Below are 17968 nucleotides of genomic sequence, written 5' to 3'. Positions count from 1 at the left end.
TGAGTTTAGTTATTGAACTCACAGCTTTTTTGTTTTTGTATCATACTAAGCTTCTGTATGTGTATTTGAACGAAACCATCCCCGAACACTAAAGAATGCATACATATCATTTAAGAAGAAGACGCCATAACTGAAAATCAAAGCAAAATTTCCATCTCCTTGCAGCATAGTCTGCATCCATAATGCAATTGTGAAAATCGAACTAATAGTCCACACATAATACTGTTCACGTTTTCGATTCAATTCTAGCAATGATCCGGTGATGGCCATTGCCAAATTTAAACTATCTAAGAAAACACGCGGATCACTAGTTAAACTAAAGATATAGTAGAGAACTGCCCATGCCAAACCAAAGAAAATGACATACGCTATCCATTCAAACCGGTTCTCAAATTTTTCAGCTTGAATATTATCATTCCATTTTGGATCCAAAATGCAGAAAAAATCAAGGAAAAGCAAATACCCGATTTGTTCCCAAGCAGTTGCATAATTTCCCGCCATAAAGCCCACTGAAGCAATGCAGATAGCACTGACAGCACCTGCCCACCCCTGAATACCAGAACGATTTGAAATTCCGATAACACAGGCCACAGAGAGATTACCGCCGATAAACGAAACAACAGATTGAAGAGGAGCCACATTAAATGATTGCAGTAATGAAAAAATCTGTAAAATAAAATTAAAAATCAATAGTCCATAACTAAACTTTCCCCAGCCGCGACATTGATTCAGTAACCAGCTAAAATAGTCCTTTCGAAAAACATTCTTAGAATAGCTTGGTAAGTTTGTTAGTACATCAATATAGCGATTAAACATCTTGATAATAACCTCCTTAAAATTTAGAGCACTTTCAATTAATTCAGGTACTTTCCTGTCGACAGAATAAAAACATTTTTCTGAATTTCATGTTTGAGTGGCTCACGCTTTACAAGTATATGCGCTAAATTTAAGAAAAACCAGTCTTGACATTCCAATATGTTGATCAACTAATGACACATGGCACAATATATAGTATTTAAATTTTTTAATTAGCTTTTTGAGCAAAAAAAATAAGGCTCGGGAAACCGTGCCTTGTTTTTCTTTTTTCTTAGTCCTCTGTAACAAATGGTAAAAAGCCCATAATACGTGAACGCTTAACTGCGATAGTTAAACGACGCTGGTTTTTAGCACTTGTTCCCGTTACTCGACGTGGTAAAATCTTGCCTCGTTCTGAGATAAAACGTTTCAAAAGATCAGTATCTTTGTAATCAATATATTCAATGTGATTGGCCGCAATAAAATCTACCTTACGGCGACGGCGTCCGCCTCTACGTTGTTGTGCCATTTAATTTCCCTCCCTTTGGATTAAAATGGTAAGTCATCATCTGAGATATCTATCTGTTTTCCATTATCTGCAAAAGGATCGACATCATCATTATTGCCCTGCTCTTTTGCAGGATTATTTTTAGCCGGACCTCCAAACAAATTATCATTGCTTGTACCAGATCCATTTTGAGAGGAAGCGGAACCTTGCGTATCGTTGCCATGTTGCTGTTGATAACGTTCTGATTGTGAACGAGATTCAAGCAATGAAAAACTATCAACAACAATTTCAGTCACATAAACACGATTACCCTGTTGATTTTCGTATGAGCGAGTTTGAATTCGACCATCTACTCCAACCAATGAACCTTTGTGAGTAAAATTAGCAAAATTTTCTGCTGCTTTACGCCAAATTACGCAATTAATGAAATCAGCTTCACGTTCCCCTTGCTGATTAGTAAATTGACGATTGACAGCAACCGTAAATGTTCCAACGGCTACTCCACTGCCGGTATAACGCAAATCTGGATCACGTGTTAATCGACCTACAAGAACAGCTCTATTGATCAAGATTCCGTTCCTCCTTTTTTAATTTCAAAATAATTAAGCTTCACGTTTAACTATCATGTGACGTAAGATTCCTTCGTTGATCTTAGCAAGACGATCAAATTCATCAATTGCTACTGCATCATCAGCCTTTACGTTAACGATATGGTAAATACCTTCTGTAAAACCACCGATTTCGTAAGCAAAACGACGCTTAGACCAGTCTTTTGAATCTACGACTTCAGCACCGTTGTCTTTTAAAACTCCATCAAAACGCTCTACTAAAGCAGCTTTTGCAGCTTCATCGATGGCTGGGCTGATAATATAAGTAATTTCGTAAGTCATGACTGTTTACACCTCCTTATGGACTATTGGTTCTTATTTTTTAAGAACAAGGAAAGTAATCTAATGCTATTTCTAGTTAGATACTAACGAATAAAAATTATAACATTTAAAGATGGATAATGCAAGAGGACCCCTGATGACCTTACAACTATTAAGTACGCAGGTTTATCGGAATCCTCTTGAAAATATTCTTTTTATTCTTTATCGTCTTCTTGTTCTGTTGGTTCTGTTGGTTCTGTTGGTTCTGTTGGTTCTGTTGATTCAACTGATTCTGCCGTCATCTGTTCAGGCTCCACTTTCGCCATTGTCGAAACTGCTGCATCTTCGTTAACCTTGATCAAATGAACACCAAGCGTTGCACGTCCAGTCTGAGAAACACTATCAATTCCGAAACGAATCATTACTCCCTTATTCGTAATCAGCATTATATCTTCTCCTCCAAGGACCGTGGTCAGTCCGGCTAACGGACCATTTTTCTCGGTGATATTGGCTGTTTTAATTCCCTTGCCGCCACGTCCCTTAATCGGGTATTCTTTCGATGCTGTTTGCTTGCCAAAACCTTTTTCACTAATAACAAAAACGCGACTGTCTGGATACAATATGTCTGCACCAACAACGTAGTCTCCCTCACGTAAACGAATTCCGCGAACACCGGCCGCAGACCTTCCCATTGCTCTCACGGCTTCTTCGGCAAAGCTAACTGCGTAGCCTAGATGAGTCCCGATAATGATGTTGCGTTTGCTATTAGTAATCTGAACACTCATTAGTTCGTCCCCATCTTTGAGTGTAATAGCCTTAAGTCCATTGCTTCTTATGTTCGAAAATTCATCAACTGCTGTTCGTTTAACAGTCCCTTGACGTGTAGTAAAGAAAAGATAGCTCTTCTGATCTTCATTGTTTCTGGAGACATTGATCACCGCTTGAATCTTCTCACCTGAATCAATTCCTAATAAATTAATAACAGGAATTCCTTTAGCAGCACGCCCGTACTCAGGAATCTCGTATCCTTTCATTCGATATACTTTTCCCATATTTGTAAAGAACAAAATACCTTCATGTGTAGAGGTAGTAGTCAAATGCTCAATGAAGTCATCATCATGAACACCCATACCTTGGACACCACGACCTCCGCGCCGTTGAGACTTGAATTCACTGGTTGGTAATCTTTTAACATATCCATTATGTGTTAACGTAACAACAATTTCTTCTTCTTCAATCAGATCTTCATCTTCAAGACTTAAAACTTCTCCAACCATTAATTCGGTTCGGCGATCGTCGCCATACTTCTCCTGTATCTCAAGCAGTTCTTTGTATATTATCTGGTCAATTCGTTCTTGATGTGCCAAAATATCCTTGTAATCGGCAATAGCTTCCATCAAGCGCTGATACTCATCCTCAATCTTATCACGTTCCAAACCAGTTAATTTAACTAGACGCATATCCAGAATTGCCTGTGCTTGCTTGTCCGACAATTGGTATTCATTAATCAAACGAGACTTTGCAATTTCACCACTTTTTGAACCGCGAATAATATTAATGATGGCATCAATATGATCCAATGCAATGCGCAAGCCTTCCAGGATATGTGCACGAGCCTGAGCCTTCTTTAACTCGAATTCAGTTCGACGTCTGATTACACTTTCCTGATGCTTAAGGTAATACTGCAAAATTTGTTTCAAATTTAAAATCCGTGGTGTCCCATTTACAATCGCCAACATATTAAAACTAAAAGTTGTTTGCATCAATGTCATTTTATATAAATTATTCAAAACAACTGACGCACTCATATCCTTCCGGACATCGATTGTTATCCGCAGACCTTCGCGATCAGATTCATCTCTGATATCTGTAATTCCCTCAATTTTCTTTTCTCGCGCTAACTCGGCTATCCGCTCGATTAATTTTGCTTTGTTGACCATGTATGGTAGTTCATGAACCACAATTACTTCTTTACCACTCTTGAGCTCTTCTATCTCAACTTTAGCCCGGAGAGTAACCGTGCCTCTGCCCGTTTCATAGGCTTTTCTTATTCCAGACTTTCCTATGACGATTGCACCTGTTGGAAAATCAGGACCTTTGATAACCTCCATCAAGTCGGCTGTTGTTGCCTCAGGATTATCCATCAAGATATGCAGCCCTGAAATAACCTCTTTTAAATTATGCGGTGGAATATTGGTGGTCATCCCAACGGCAATACCCGTTGCTCCGTTGACTAACAAATTAGGGAAACGTGCTGGTAAAACTTTAGGTTCACGTTCAGTACCGTCATAGTTTTCCTTAAAATCAATTGTATTCTTGTTAATATCTCGCAGCATTTCCGTCGCTATTTTACTCATTCTAGCTTCAGTATATCGCATAGCAGCTGCACCGTCACCATCGACTGATCCAAAATTCCCATGTCCGTCAACCAACATGTATCGGTAACTGAAATCCTGAGCCATTCTGACCATTGATTCATATATTGCTGAGTCACCGTGAGGATGATACTTTCCCATCACATCACCGACAATCCTCGCAGATTTTTTGTATGGCTTATCTGGTGAAACTCCCAGCTCATTCATTCCATATAAAATGCGTCGATGAACCGGCTTCAATCCGTCACGAACATCTGGCAAAGCTCGAGCCACAATAACACTCATTGCATAATCTAGGAAAGATTTACGCATGATACCAGACAAATCCGTTTTCTCCACTCGATTTGGTAATTCTACCAATATTCCTACCTCCTACTTTTAAACCTTTTTAACATTTCAGAAAATAGATATCCTCGAATATTTCCTGGGAAATTTTTAGACATCCAAATTTTCAACAAAGGTTGCATTAGTTTCAATAAATTCACGTCGAGGCTCTACTTTGTCTCCCATTAGCATATCAAAAACATTGTTTGCTTCCTCTGCATCAGATAAACTAACCTGTAAAAGCCGTCGCTTTTCCGGATCCATCGTTGTTTCCCATAGCTGTTCTGCATCCATTTCACCCAAACCTTTGTACCTCTGAATAGCTGGTTTAGGGCTTGGTTGCAGTTTGCTCAACGTCTCTTCTAATTCCTCATCCGAATCAATATACCTAATCATTTTTCCTTGACGAACTTGGTATAATGGTGGCTGCGCAATGTAAACAAATCCATTGTCGATCATTGGACGCATAAACCGATAGAATAAGGTCAAAAGCAGTGTACGAATATGCGCACCATCAACATCTGCATCAGTCATAATGATTAGTTTGTGATATTTTGCTTTACTAACATCAAACTCATTGCCGAATCCTGTCCCTAAAGCTGTAAATAGCGAACGTATTTCTTCATTTGCTAAAATTCGATCTAAACTTGCTTTTTGAACATTTAGAATTTTACCCCTAATAGGTAAAATTGCTTGCGTCAAACGTGAACGTCCTTGCTTGGCTGATCCACCCGCTGAATCACCCTCGACGATAAATAATTCTGAAATTGCAGGATCTTTACTCGTATTGTCGGCTAATTTTCCAGGCAAATTACTGATTTCCAAGCCATTTTTCTTGCGTGTCACTTCGCGCGCTCTTTTAGCTGCAACTCTTGCTTTTGAAGCAAGAATTCCTTTGTCTATTATTTTTCGTGCAACTGTAGGATTTTCCATCATAAACTTACTAAAATGTTCTGCGAACATCCGATCTGTGACCGTTCGTGCGTCAGAGTTGCCTAACTTAGTCTTTGTTTGTCCTTCAAACTGCGGATTTGGATGCTTAATACTGACAACAGCAGTCAACCCTTCACGAACATCTTCACCTGACAGATTATCTTCATTTTCTTTCATCAAATTATTCTTATGAGCATAATCATTGATCACACGTGTCAAGGCTGTCTTGAAACCTGCTTCATGTGTGCCGCCTTCGTAAGTATGAATATTGTTTGTAAAAGTTAATAAATTTGAATGATAGCCATTAGTGTATTGTAGTGCAACTTCAACGGTAATTCCCTTTTGTTCACCCTCAACATAAATAGGTTCTTCAAAAAGAACTTCCTTGCCTTTGTTCAAGAACTCAATATAATGTTTGATTCCACCTTCATAATGAAAAGTGTTATTTGTTGCCTTTTCTGGGCGCATATCATCAATCGTTATTTTTAAGCCCTTATTCAAGAAAGCTAATTCTCTTATCCTTGTTGTTAATGTTTTAATATCATAGACTGTTGTCTCTGTAAAAATATCTGGATCTGGCAAAAAGTGAACGATGGTCCCATGTTCATGCTCCCCGCAAGTTCCAATTACACGCATTTCCTTAGCTACTTTTCCACGCTGAAAATCCATCGCATAGATTTGACCATTACGCATAACTTTAACACTCAAAGTGGTTGACAACGCATTAACGACAGAAGCACCCACACCATGCAAACCGCCTGAAACTTTGTAGCCTCCGCCACCAAATTTTCCACCGGCATGCAAAATCGTGAAAACAGTTTCCAAAGCTGGGCGCCCCGTCTTCGCTTGAATATCAACAGGAATTCCACGGCCATTATCTTTGACCGTAATACTATTATCCTTTTCGACAATAACATTAATTTCATCTGCAAATCCTGCCAAGGCCTCATCTATACCATTATCAATAATTTCCCAAACCAAATGGTGAAGTCCTTGCGAACTGGTCGAGCCAATATACATCCCTGGACGCTTTCTAACCGCTTCAAGCCCTTCAAGCACTTGAATTTGACTCGCATCATAATCTTTGGCACGTTCTTCTTTGACTTCTTCTTGTTTTTCCCTGTCTGTCAACCTTTTTTCCTCCTCAAAGCAGTTGCTTGTATTACATAACTAATTACTTTTTTGTAATTCAACTTTTCCTTGTGCGATTCTAAATATTTTAGGATCATCAATCAGCTGCCTAGTAATTTCACTAAGGCTAGGTGTTGTCAAAAAAGTTTGTACTTTATCTTGAATTGTTTTCAATAAATGCGTTTGCCTATCTCCATCAAGTTCAGACAAAACATCATCTAAAAGTAGGATTGGATATTCTCCCGTTTCCTCCTTCATTAACTCAATTTCAGCAAGTTTAACCGATAAAGCAGTTGTTCTTTGCTGACCTTGCGAACCATATGTCTGCACATTTCTCATGTTGATCAAAAAACGTACATCATCTCGATGGGGGCCATATAAGGTCGTACCTTGAAAGATTTCCTTTTTACTATTGTCAGCAAAGCTCTGCCGTAAAACACCATAAAGTTCATCAACTGATTTTTCAGAAACTTCTGAAATACTTGCCTCATATTCAAAAGACAAATTCTCTTTGGATTGAGTTATATTATTTTGAATTTCCTGTGCATACTTCTCAAGTTTATCTAGAAATTTCAAACGCCGCGCAATTATTTCGGCTCCAAAAGCTGCCAGCTGATCTGAAAGTACACCTAATAAAACTAAGTCCACAGCTTTTTTTGATTGCAACTGCTTCAGATATTTATTACGCTGCTTCAAAATTGTTCGATATTGGCTTAGATTGTGCAGATAATGTGGGTCAATCTGTCCAAATTCCATATCAATAAATCTTCTTCTTACAGCCGGTGCACCTTTCACAAGCGCTAAATCTTCGGGAGCAAATAAAATGACATTCATCTGTCCAACATACTGGGAAAGTCGTGCTTGCTCCAAATGATTAACTTTTGCTTTTTTCCCCTTTTTACTCAGTATCAATTCCAATTTAAGTTTACCCAATTTACGTTCAATCGTCCCGCGAATAGTGGCGTTTTCTTTTTTAAAAGTTAAAAGCTCACGCTCACTACTTGTGCGATGACTTCTTGTCATTGCAAGAACATAAATTGCTTCGAGTAAATTTGTTTTTCCTTGTGCATTTTCGCCAATTAGGACATTAATTTTTGGAGAAAAAGAGAGCTCAACATCTTCATAATTGCGAAAATTTTTCAATGCTAACTCACTTAAATACATTATTTTTCCTGCTGTTTAGAACGCATTATAAAAGTACCTGCATCTGGAACTATAACTTTGTCCCCAGCGCGCAATTTGCGTCCGCGGCGGGCCTCGGCTTCATCATTGACTAACACCTTATTCTCTTGTAAAAACCACTTTGCTCGTCCACCCGAGTCAATAATCCCCGTAATTTTTAGAAATTGCCCTAATGTTATGTACTGCGTTCTCAAAAAAAGATCCTTTTCCACCGGACGTCACCTACCTTTACCTAATACTTCGATTATAACCTTTTTTGATATAAAAAACAATTTTATAAAGCCCATACAAGCCTTTAGAGACATTTTATAGGCTTTGAATGGATTTATACTGAAATAGTTTAAAAACGTTTATAAGCTAATTTAATTACAAATTGGCTTATTTTTTAGAACGATGGTGTCTTTGGAAACAGTCCTCATCTGTTACAATGCTAAAATTTTAGAGTAAAAAAACGGCGGCCCCTCCTAAAAGGAATAAGGCCGCTGCATGAATTTAGTAATTAAAAAGTTCTAACTGGTGTAATTAACTGAATAAAATGTTCATGATCTTCACTTGGAACAAGTGTGAATGGACGCAGCGGTTTTGTAAATGCAACAGTTACCGTCGTTTGACCAAAAGATCTCAATGCATCTTTCATATAATCAGGGTTAAATGATATTTCCAATGTGTTACCTGTTAAGTTTTGGAATTTCAAAGTTTCTTCAACATTCCCGATTTCAGGGGAATTGCTGTAAATTGTTGCCTTTTGCTCTGGTACATCCAAAGAAAGTTTCACAATATTATTATGACTTTCATGGGACAACAAGGATGCGCGTTCAATTGAAGATAAGAACTCTACTGCATTAAATTCAATCGTGGTTTCTGAATTTTGAGGAATTAAACGTTCCGTATCCGGATAGTTTCCTTCGAGTAAACGTGAATAAAAGGATGTATTTCCAAAAACAAAAAGAATTTGATTTTCTGAAATTCTTAATTCCACGTCACTTGAATCATCTGGCAGCATTTTAGCTAATTCATTCAAAGACTTTCCGGGAACAATGATATCGTACGCATTGTTTTGCCCACTGTCGATCGTTATTTTACGTTGACTTAATCGATGACTATCAGTTGCAACCGCCATAAGCCCCTCGTCTTTGATTACGAGATGAATACCAGTTAAGATAGGTCGACTTTCCTGATTAGAAACAGCAATCACAGTTTGACTGATTATCTGTTTCAAAATATCACTTGTCAAGGATAAATGTTGTGTTTCATCAATTTCAGGTAAGTGTGGATAATTATCTGCATCTAATCCTTTGATCGTAAATGATGCTTGTCCAGATGTTATTTCTGTTTGGTAATTTTCTGTTACATTGATTGTTAAGACTGCTTCAGGCAATTTTTTTATAATCTCACTAAAAAATCTAGCAGGTAAAACAATTTTCCCTGTTTCCTCAATTTGAAGTTCAGCACTGTCGTCATCTACAGATATAAATGTTTCTATTGAAATATCTGCATTGCTTCCTGTCAGTGTTAGTCCTTGTGCTGCTAAAGTTAATTTTAATCCCGTTAATATTGGAATAGTTGTCTTAGACGAGATAGCCCTTTGGACATCATTTAAGCTTTTTATGAAGTTTGTTCGATTAACTGTAAATTTCATGCGAACCTCCTGTATATAATTATTAATAATAAATAAAGTAATAGTAGTAGGGGCTGTGGATGCTGTGGAAAACTAAAAAAGGCGTTGCTGCTGAAAGATATCCACATGTTCATATCCTGTGTATAAGTACGCTCTTTTATCCACATTTGTCCACAGGTGGATTATTTTTTTAGTTCACCTTTTAAGTCATTGACTGCTCTTTGCATGTCACTATCACTCTCTAAAACACCAGATATTTTTTCATGAGCATGTATCACGGTTGTATGATCTTTACCACCAAATTCATGCCCAATTTTTGGTAAAGAGGCATCCGTTAATTCACGAGCGAGATACATTGCAATTTGACGAGGAATGACAATATTTTTGACCCTCTTTTTGCCCTTTAAATCACTGATAGAGATATGGTAGTATTTTGCAACTTTATCTTGAATAACTGCTATTGATATTTCATTGCTTTTACCGTTTAATTTGAGATTCTTCAATGCATCAGCTGCTAGACTAGTTGTTACAGGCATATGAGTCATAGATGAGTACGCTTGTACGCGTACAAGTGCTCCCTCAAGTTCTCTAATGTTGGAGTCTATTTGCCCTGCTATGTAGCTCAATGTGTCATCAGGAATAGCAAGATCATCTGCATCGGCTTTATTTCTAAGAATGGCTATTCTTGTTTCAAGGTCAGGTGGGGTTATGTCTACGGAAAGCCCCCACTTAAAACGAGAAACTAAGCGTTTTTGCAGTTTAGGGATCTCATTTGGAAGACGATCTGATGAAAGAACAATTTGTTTCTTATCATCATAAAGTGCATTGAAGGTGTGGAAGAATTCTTCTTGCGTTCCTTCTTTATCCGCAAAAAATTGAATATCATCGACCAGTAGAAGATCAACGCTACGGTATTCTTTCCGAAATTCCTCTTGGCGCTTTGTTTGTATTGAGTTGATGAAGTCATTTGCAAATGCTTCACTCGTGACGTACTTGACTTTCGCTTGAGGATTGTTTGCCAGCATTTGATGTCCGATAGCGTGCATCAAATGGGTTTTTCCTAGGCCGACACCTCCAAAGAAGAACAAAGGATTGTACAAAGCTCCTGGTTCTTCGGCGACAACTAGCGCCGCGGCATGAGCCATTTGATTCCCTTTTCCTATAACGAATGTATCAAATGTATACTTGTCATTTAATTTTGTTTCGCGCATAAACGTCGGTCGTGAAGGATCCCGTGCAGGAGATGTGTTTGTATACGCATATGAAGAATTTTCCAAAGGGTTTGGTTCTTCGGGCAATTTAGCAACTACATCAATTTTTTGGCCTATTGAAGCAGCTATCATAGCAGTTACTTGCTTACTCAAGTTAGCTTTCCAATAGTCTTTGTGAAGTGCGGTTGGAACTTCAAGGACTAAGGTGTTGGACTTGAATTGGATCGGTTTGACAGCTTTGAGCCAGGTATTATAACTGATAGTTGACAGCTTTTTACTGAATTCATCGCAGATATATTGCCATAAGGTTTCGAGATCAGGCACAATTAAACCTCCTTTTCTGAGTTATCACTATGCTATTCTAGCATTTAATTCTAAAGTTTTCCACAGGTTTGTGTAGAACTCAAAATTTTAAATAACAGACTGTTACAAAGTTTTCCACAGTCTGTTTTATAAAGTGCACAACAGTTTTCCATGAAAGTTTTCCACAGGAAGACGTTCCTAAGTACTGCTTGCATAGCAGCCTTTATAGCGGTTTTCCACAGGGATAAAACAGCTTGTGGAAAAACAATTAACAACCTGTTTATCTGTGGTTAAACTCTGAGGGAATCCTGTGTGTAAAAAATGTGGATAACAAGAAATCCACAGATGATGTGCCTTTATTAGATACTTTTGTGGATAACTGTAGGAAAGCTTTTTAAAAAATTGTCTTTTATTAAAAACCAAATTATGATAGGATAGTTCAGTAAGGCAACTTGACAGAGATAGTTTTTTTTAGTAAAATTCTGATTACGATTGTTGAGTATGCTTATTGGATCAAGGAGGTGTTGAATCCTATGAAGAGAACTTACCAACCAAAGAAGCGTCATCGTTCAAGAGTACATGGTTTCCGCAAACGTATGAGTACAAGTAGCGGTCGTAATGTTTTAGCACGTAGACGCCGTAAAGGTAGAAAAGTATTGTCTGCATAGACCACTGACCGTCAGTGGTCTTTTCTTTATTTGAAGACTTTTACAAGGCACTTGGAGATGTATTATGCGAAAATCATACCGTGTCAAGAAAGAAGCGGAGTTTCAAAAAGTATTTGTGCAGGGGAAGTCATGTGCTAACCGACAATTTGTCGTTTATATGATTGAAAAACCACAGCAAACTCATTTCAGAGTTGGAATTTCAGTGGGTAAAAAAATTGGAAATGCTGTTGCCAGAAACTGGGTGAAACGTCGTATAAGACAAAGCTTGACTGAACTTAAACCGCAATTGAAACAGGATTGCGATTTTATTGTCATTGCTCGTCCCGCCGTTTCTGGATTGTCAATGGCTGAAACAAAGCAACATTTGATACATGTTTTGCGCTTGGCTCATGTATTGAAAAAAGATTAAAAGATGTTTAAAGTGAGGGAAGTGCAGTGAAGAAAGCGAAACGGATCGGCATGTTTGTTAGTGCTGGCATGATAATGTTCTTTTTAGCCGGCTGTAGCAGATCAACTGTGACACAAAATAGTTCCGGTATCTGGGATCATTATATTATTTGGAACTTTATTAAAGCTATTCAGTTTTTAAGCAAGGTGTTCGGTAATAGCTATGGTTGGGGGATTATTGTATTTACGATCATCGTTCGTGTTATCCTCTTACCATTGATGTTCTATCAAACAAAGAGCATGCGTAAGACAACGGAACTGCAACCTAAATTAAAAAAGCTGCAGCAGAAGTATTCTGCTAAAGATAGTGAAACACAAGCTAAGTTGCGTGAAGAACAGCAGAAACTGTACGCAGAAGCTGGTGTAAACCCGGTAGCAGGATGTTTACCTATTTTAGTGCAAATGCCTATTTTATTAGCATTGTACCAGGCTATTTTAAGGTCGCAAGTTCTAAAGACAGGTTCTTTTCTGTGGATGCAGCTTGGTGATCGCGATCCATACTTCGTCTTACCTATTCTTGCAGCTATCTTTACCTTTGCTACATCTAAGCTAAGCGTGATGTCACAACAGGAGCAGAATGGAATGACTGCTGCCATGACTTATGGAATGCCAGCAATTATTCTTTTTTCTGCAATCAGCCTGCCTTCAGCACTCTCGCTTTACTGGGTTATTACCAATGCTTTTTCGGTTGGACAGACAATGCTTATCAATAATCCGTTCAAAATCAATAAAGAACGTGAAGAAAAGCAGAAAGCAGAGAAGGCAAGAAAAAGGGCACTTGAAAAAGCAAAACGTAAGGCTTATAAGAGTAAGAAAAAATAACAATAACAGGGACTCATGTGCAATCATTATTTGATGATGTTGCTATGAGCTTATCTAACAAAAAAGAGGCATATTATTTCCTAGGAAATAATATGCCTCTTTTGGATTGAAAAGCTTACCAAATATTAACGCGTTTTTCGGGTTCCAAGTACATTCCATCTTCAGGACGGATGTTGAATGTTTTATAGAAATCAACTAAGTTTTGGGGTTGTACATTAGCTCGCAACTCGTGAGGGGCGTGGACATCAATTGCGAGTAACAGTTTTTGGCGCTCTAATGATGATTTCATGCACCAAACCCGTGCCCAGTTATAAAAGAAAGTCTTTAAGTCAGCACTGGGGTCACTTTTTACTGCTTCTAAAGCACAGCTTAAACCGCCAGCATCAGCAATATTTTCTGAAACAACCAGTTTTCCATTAACTTTTCCGGCGGGGGTTTTAAGCCCATCAAACTCTGTAATCATTTTTTGAGATAGTTTGCTGAAATAATCAAGATCTTGCTTGGTCCACCAATTATGAAGATTGCCCAATTCATCAAAATGTGCACCATTGTTATCAAAAGCATGCGATATCTCATGCGCAATAACAGCGCCAATACCACCATAGTTTTCGCTGGCTGACTGCTCAAAGCTATAAAACGGTGCTTGAAGAATGGCTGCAGGGAAAACAATAACATTGTATGAAGGATTATAATAAGCATTAACCGTGTGAGCACTCATTTCCCAACGCGTCCGATCCACATTTTTATTCCATTTGCTATAATGGTCTTTCAGTGCTATTTTATCAAAAGTAAGACTATTTTCTAATAAATTCCCTGCCTTAACTTTGAATCTTTTATATAAAGGATCAAGCTTATCCGGATAGCCAACTTGAATACCGAGTTTTTCGAGTTTAACGACAGCTTTTTCACGGGTGTCCTTGCTTAACCATGTGTTATTAGAAAGTCGGTTTTTATAAATGTCAGCCATTTTTTTAACCATGGCTGTTACATCTTTTTTAGCAGCTTCTCCGAAATATTTGTGTGCATAATACAGACCGACAACCTGATCGAATTGAGATGTTGCTAGGTAATAAGCACTTTTAGTCGGATTCATTGGTTCTTTACTGCCCGAAATAGCACGTGAATAAGTCCCAGCAACGATGCGAATTTTATCAGAAAGATATGGGCTAACAGACAAAATAGTTTTTACTAAAAGCCAGCTTTTCATGTTGATAAATGTTTTTTCATTAACGATATCGTTCAATGCTGCATAATATTTTGGTTCAGTGACAATTACCTGATCAGGTTCATGTTTTAGCAAGGCTGTAATGTAATTTCGAACATCAAAATGCTGACTGAAATTTACAAATTTAGTTAGACTGTATTTATTATATGATTTAACATAATCAGCTAATTCGGTACTATCCTTAACATGGGCAACCAAAGATTTATCGAAAGCTAATGCCCCAGCAATCGTTTTTTGAGTAAATTCTTCTGAATAGCCGGCCAAATTTAATAATTTTTTTAGCATTGTCGAATAAATTTGCAATAGTTTTTCAGATGAAGGGTTCTCTGGAGAATAATATGTTTTATCGGGAAGAATGAGATTTGGAACACCTGCGTATAGGGCGTACAATTTGGTATTTTTCATATCCGGTTCAACATAAAGGGGAATCGGAGAAGGGTAGCCTGCTAAGGTTAAGTCTGTTAATTGTTTTTCCCAATCTGACAAATTTTTTAAATCTTCAATTTTTTTGAGATATGTGCGGGCTGGTTCAAATCCAGCTGTATCTCGTTTTGAAAAATCCATTGCTAATTTATAGTATTTTAAGAATTCAAGTAAATAAGGATCATCTGAATTAAGTTCACCACTATTTAATTGTTCAAAATCATGCATCAATGTTTTCTCAATGTTGTCGGCCAGGTCTGCAAAACCGCCTGTTAAAGGTTTGTCTGCAGGAATTTTTGCAGTCTTGAGCCATTCGCCATTAACAGCCATATATAAGTTGTCTTTAATTAAAGATTCATTGACTTTTTTATTCATTTTAAAACTCCTTTACGCATAATATGATTTTATTGTAATTCAAAATTACCTGAAGTATAAAGAGTTAATAACTTTTTCTGAAATAAAAATCGATTATTACTTAACAAAGGACAAAGGAGCTATGACAAAACAAATAATTTGTCACAGCTCCAGTATTAACTACAAATATTTATACATTTTGGTTGTTCGATATTTGTAATCGTTAATGACATAGGAGACATTACTATAGATACAAGTCTCTTAAAAGTCAACTTTATCGGGGTCAGGTGCATAACCCATTATTCCATCAAGTTTATCTATGGTTTCCATATCTTCATCCGATAATTTAAAATCAAAAAGATGTGAGTTTTCTTCAATGCGGTCTTCGTGAATTGATTTTGGTAAGGGTAAGAAACCATGTTGAAGAGACCACCTGAGACATACTTGAGCTATAGTTCGATGGTTCTTTTCTGCTAGAGCTTTCATTGTCTTATCAGAAAATACTTTGCCTGTGCCTAAGGGGCTGTATGCTTCTAATAAGATATCTTTGTTGCGGCAGTACTCAATCGTTTCTTCATCTACATCTCCAGGACATATCCTAATTTGATTGACCATTGGTGCAAGACGTTGTGTTTTTTCTAATACTTCAAAATGTTTTCTCTTAAAATTCGAAACTCCGATTGCTTTGAGTTTTCCTTCATCATAAGCATCTTCGAGTGCGCGCCAAGTATCCTGTAAATGCTCTTCCCAATGAGCATTGCGAGCAGGTTTGGGATTAGGCCAATGTATCAAAAACAGATCGAGGTAATCAACTTGAAGATCTTTGAGTGATTTTTCGATAGCGTCTCTTGCCGCTTCATAGTTGTGTGCATGATTGTTCAGTTTACTCGTCACAAAAAGGGTCCGACGGGATATACCGCTCTCTCTAATGGCTTTTCCTACACTTTTTTCATTACCATACATTTCTGCTGTATCTAGGTGACGATAACCGGATGATAATGCTGATTTGACGGCGATGACTGCAAGAGGACCATCTTGTGTTTGCCAAGTGCCAAAGCCAACAATCGGTATTTTTGAGCCATTGCTTAGTGTGTAAGTGTCAATTAAACTCTTCATCGAAAAACCTCGCTTTTAATTGATTTAAAATACACAGTATATTCTACTACAATCCGAATAAAAATGTTTAAGAACTAAATTGCAATAACGCATCTTTAAGCGATAAATTGAAGAATAAAATGCTATAATGTCTAATATGTGACAATTAGTAGATGACGAGGAGCGGCCTTTTACTGCAGCAACATTAGTTAGGGGGAATGATAGTGCCTAGATATAAAGGTTGGACAGTTTCAGAGGCCATCGAGAATGGGTTAACTATTCTGCATAAAACCAGAGATGATGTTAAGATAACGGTTTTAGCAGCTGGAAAAAAGGGATTTCTTGGAATTGGTAAAAAGCAGGCTGAAGTAGACCTAAAACTCAATCAGAAACCCCAAAACAAAAAAAAGGTAGGAAAAGCAACTCACAAGACTCCTGGCACGAATGTACGGAGACCAAACAAAAAAAGTATCACAAAAAGAACGAAGAATACAAGTAACGAAAAAGATGTTGTTATTCGCCAGTTAGGGTACTATTTGGCCGATATTACTGAAAAAATGGGAATAAAAACGTCTATCACCGTTGACCAAGCATCACGTAATGTTGTTTATAGTTTCAATACTGAGCAAGAGGGTGCACTTATTGGAAAACATGGACGTATCTTAAATGCCTTGCAAGTCTTGGCACAAAACTATTTAGAGCAGCGAAATTGCACGAGACTCAAACTCATGCTTGATGTTGGTGAATATCGTGAAAATCGCAAACAAACTTTGGAAAGATTAGCTCAAAATGTTGCACGAGATGCATTGGCACAGAGGAAAAAAGTTCATTTGGATGCAATGCCGTCGTTTGAAAGAAAAATAATTCATGCAGCATTAGCAAGTGATAAGCGTGTGAAAACTTATTCGCGCGGCAAAGAGCCACGACGATATGTTATTGTTGAACCATTGGAGTAGTAATGTATGGTAGGAAACTAAAATCTTTAGAAAACAGGAGAGATTCACCATGGGATTAGAACATGTGCCAAACAAGTTAGATGATGAATTATGTTTTGCTATTTATACTGCGCAAAAAATATATAATAAGTTTTACGCTGGGGCCCTTAAGGAATATAAATTAACATATCCACAATATATTACCTTATTGGCATTATGGGAGACAGGGGAACCAATGATGATCAAGGAGCTAGGTGCCAAGTTGAATTTAGACAATGGGACGCTGACACCACTTTTGAAACGCATGGAAAAAGATGGCTGGATTGAGCGCAATCACAGCCTTGAAGATGCAAGAAAGGTTTTTATTTGTTTGACCAAAAAGGCAAAACAGAAAAAATGTGAAATAAAAAACAAAATGACTTCTTGCTTTTCCGCGGTTGAAATGACGGCTAGTGAATATAGGAAAGACGTCGAGCTCATCAAAAATATTGGGAAGAATATTGAAAATGGAAACGAGAAGTAAAAAACGATTGTACTAAATACAGCAACAAAAATAATCTAATATAAATTCCGTTCAAAAGAATTGTTAAATCCAGTTTTTTGAACGGAATCTTTTTATTTACATTGAAACATATTTATATGAAATCAATAAAGGAACCGGGGCAAAGTTTGATTTTTGCCTCAGTTCCTTCCTACGATTAGTCGAGCGTTATTTTAGACAGTCAGCTGACAAATAAAGGTAAACCCCCA

The 17968-nt window shown here is 37.5% G+C and carries 17 protein-coding genes; 5 read left to right on the top strand and 12 right to left on the bottom strand.

Annotation, left to right across the window (positions count from 1 at the left end; translation table 11 throughout):
- Positions 1-45: 45 nt before the first annotated feature.
- From pnuC to dnaA, 10 genes are all read right to left on the bottom strand, one after another.
- Entirely contained in the window at positions 46-816 is a 771-nt protein-coding gene (gene pnuC, locus FD20_RS03920) for a nicotinamide riboside transporter PnuC (RefSeq protein WP_057736288.1), read from the bottom strand.
- 271 nt (positions 817-1087) lie between these two features.
- Positions 1088-1324, bottom strand: a complete 237-nt coding sequence (gene rpsR, locus FD20_RS03915) for a 30S ribosomal protein S18 (protein WP_057736287.1) — start codon at positions 1322-1324, stop codon at positions 1088-1090.
- A 20-nt stretch (positions 1325-1344) separates the two neighbouring features.
- Positions 1345-1872 (bottom strand): single-stranded DNA-binding protein, encoded by a 528-nt coding sequence (gene ssb, locus FD20_RS03910; RefSeq protein WP_057736286.1) that lies wholly within the window; start codon positions 1870-1872, stop codon positions 1345-1347.
- Positions 1873-1905: 33 nt separating this feature from the next.
- Positions 1906-2193: a 30S ribosomal protein S6 gene (gene rpsF / locus FD20_RS03905; protein WP_057736285.1), complete on the bottom strand. Its 288-nt coding sequence runs from the start codon at positions 2191-2193 to the stop codon at positions 1906-1908.
- Between the two features lie 194 nt (positions 2194-2387).
- Positions 2388-4907 (bottom strand): DNA gyrase subunit A, encoded by a 2520-nt coding sequence (gene gyrA / locus FD20_RS03900; RefSeq protein ID WP_057736284.1) that lies wholly within the window; start codon positions 4905-4907, stop codon positions 2388-2390.
- A 75-nt stretch (positions 4908-4982) separates the two neighbouring features.
- Positions 4983-6935, bottom strand: a complete 1953-nt coding sequence (gene gyrB, locus FD20_RS03895) for a DNA topoisomerase (ATP-hydrolyzing) subunit B (protein WP_057736283.1) — start codon at positions 6933-6935, stop codon at positions 4983-4985.
- Positions 6936-6974: 39 nt separating this feature from the next.
- Positions 6975-8099, bottom strand: a complete 1125-nt coding sequence (gene recF / locus FD20_RS03890; protein WP_057736282.1) for a DNA replication/repair protein RecF — start codon at positions 8097-8099, stop codon at positions 6975-6977.
- Positions 8099-8329 carry a S4 domain-containing protein YaaA gene (gene yaaA, locus FD20_RS03885; RefSeq protein ID WP_057736281.1) on the bottom strand — a complete coding sequence of 77 codons (231 nt, stop codon included), beginning with the start codon at positions 8327-8329 and terminating at the stop codon, positions 8099-8101. The genes recF and yaaA overlap by 1 nt, the downstream gene beginning before the upstream one ends.
- A 287-nt stretch (positions 8330-8616) precedes the next feature.
- The gene (gene dnaN / locus FD20_RS03880) at positions 8617-9756 is read right to left on the bottom strand and encodes a DNA polymerase III subunit beta (RefSeq protein WP_057736280.1); all 1140 of its coding nucleotides are present in this window, start codon (positions 9754-9756) and stop codon (positions 8617-8619) included.
- A gap of 161 nt (positions 9757-9917) precedes the next feature.
- A complete protein-coding gene (dnaA, locus tag FD20_RS03875; protein WP_057736279.1) occupies positions 9918-11270 on the bottom strand; it encodes a chromosomal replication initiator protein DnaA in 1353 nt (450 codons plus the stop codon).
- Between the two features lie 512 nt (positions 11271-11782).
- Between dnaA and rpmH the strand changes: the two genes are divergently transcribed.
- The 3 genes from rpmH (at position 11783) to yidC (ending at position 13186) form a co-directional block, all read left to right on the top strand.
- On the top strand, positions 11783-11917 hold the full coding sequence (gene rpmH / locus FD20_RS03870) for a 50S ribosomal protein L34 (protein WP_057736278.1): 135 nt from the start codon (positions 11783-11785) through the stop codon (positions 11915-11917).
- Between the two features lie 64 nt (positions 11918-11981).
- Positions 11982-12326 carry a ribonuclease P protein component gene (gene rnpA / locus FD20_RS03865; RefSeq protein ID WP_057736277.1) on the top strand — a complete coding sequence of 115 codons (345 nt, stop codon included), beginning with the start codon at positions 11982-11984 and terminating at the stop codon, positions 12324-12326.
- Positions 12327-12352: 26 nt separating this feature from the next.
- Complete coding sequence (gene yidC, locus FD20_RS03860) at positions 12353-13186, top strand: membrane protein insertase YidC (protein WP_057736276.1); 834 nt, start codon at positions 12353-12355, stop codon at positions 13184-13186.
- A 115-nt stretch (positions 13187-13301) separates the two neighbouring features.
- Here the strand turns inward: yidC and FD20_RS03855 are convergent, their stop codons facing one another.
- A complete protein-coding gene (locus FD20_RS03855; protein WP_057736275.1) occupies positions 13302-15209 on the bottom strand; it encodes a M13 family metallopeptidase in 1908 nt (635 codons plus the stop codon).
- 240 nt (positions 15210-15449) lie between these two features.
- On the bottom strand, positions 15450-16304 hold the full coding sequence (locus tag FD20_RS03850; protein WP_057736274.1) for an aldo/keto reductase: 855 nt from the start codon (positions 16302-16304) through the stop codon (positions 15450-15452).
- A 203-nt stretch (positions 16305-16507) separates the two neighbouring features.
- Between FD20_RS03850 and jag the strand changes: the two genes are divergently transcribed.
- Both jag and FD20_RS03840 read left to right on the top strand, forming a co-directional pair.
- On the top strand, positions 16508-17239 hold the full coding sequence (jag, locus tag FD20_RS03845) for an RNA-binding cell elongation regulator Jag/EloR (RefSeq protein ID WP_057736273.1): 732 nt from the start codon (positions 16508-16510) through the stop codon (positions 17237-17239).
- A gap of 49 nt (positions 17240-17288) precedes the next feature.
- Positions 17289-17741 carry a MarR family winged helix-turn-helix transcriptional regulator gene (locus FD20_RS03840; protein WP_057736272.1) on the top strand — a complete coding sequence of 151 codons (453 nt, stop codon included), beginning with the start codon at positions 17289-17291 and terminating at the stop codon, positions 17739-17741.
- Positions 17742-17968: the final 227 nt, after the last annotated feature.

The sequence above is a fragment of the Liquorilactobacillus uvarum DSM 19971 genome (assembly GCF_001434935.1).
Lineage (GTDB): Bacteria > Bacillota > Bacilli > Lactobacillales > Lactobacillaceae > Liquorilactobacillus > Liquorilactobacillus uvarum.
Note: the sequence above shows the minus strand (reverse complement) of the source record. Positions and strands in the feature narration are given on the sequence as shown.

Bases quoted from the DNA above. Each gene is read 5' to 3' on its own strand.
- pnuC (WP_057736288.1), bottom strand. From the start codon at position 816: ATGTTTAATCGCTATATTGATGTACTAACAAACTTACCAAGCTATTCT.
- rpsR (WP_057736287.1), bottom strand. From the start codon at position 1,324: ATGGCACAACAACGTAGAGGCGGACGCCGTCGCCGTAAGGTAGATTTT.
- FD20_RS03840 (WP_057736272.1), top strand. From the start codon at position 17,289: ATGGGATTAGAACATGTGCCAAACAAGTTAGATGATGAATTATGTTTT.
- dnaN (WP_057736280.1), bottom strand. From the start codon at position 9,756: ATGAAATTTACAGTTAATCGAACAAACTTCATAAAAAGCTTAAATGAT.
- rnpA (WP_057736277.1), top strand. From the start codon at position 11,982: ATGCGAAAATCATACCGTGTCAAGAAAGAAGCGGAGTTTCAAAAAGTA.
- FD20_RS03850 (WP_057736274.1), bottom strand. From the start codon at position 16,304: ATGAAGAGTTTAATTGACACTTACACACTAAGCAATGGCTCAAAAATA.
- rpmH (WP_057736278.1), top strand. From the start codon at position 11,783: ATGAAGAGAACTTACCAACCAAAGAAGCGTCATCGTTCAAGAGTACAT.
- rpsF (WP_057736285.1), bottom strand. From the start codon at position 2,193: ATGACTTACGAAATTACTTATATTATCAGCCCAGCCATCGATGAAGCT.
- FD20_RS03855 (WP_057736275.1), bottom strand. From the start codon at position 15,209: ATGAATAAAAAAGTCAATGAATCTTTAATTAAAGACAACTTATATATG.
- recF (WP_057736282.1), bottom strand. From the start codon at position 8,099: ATGTATTTAAGTGAGTTAGCATTGAAAAATTTTCGCAATTATGAAGAT.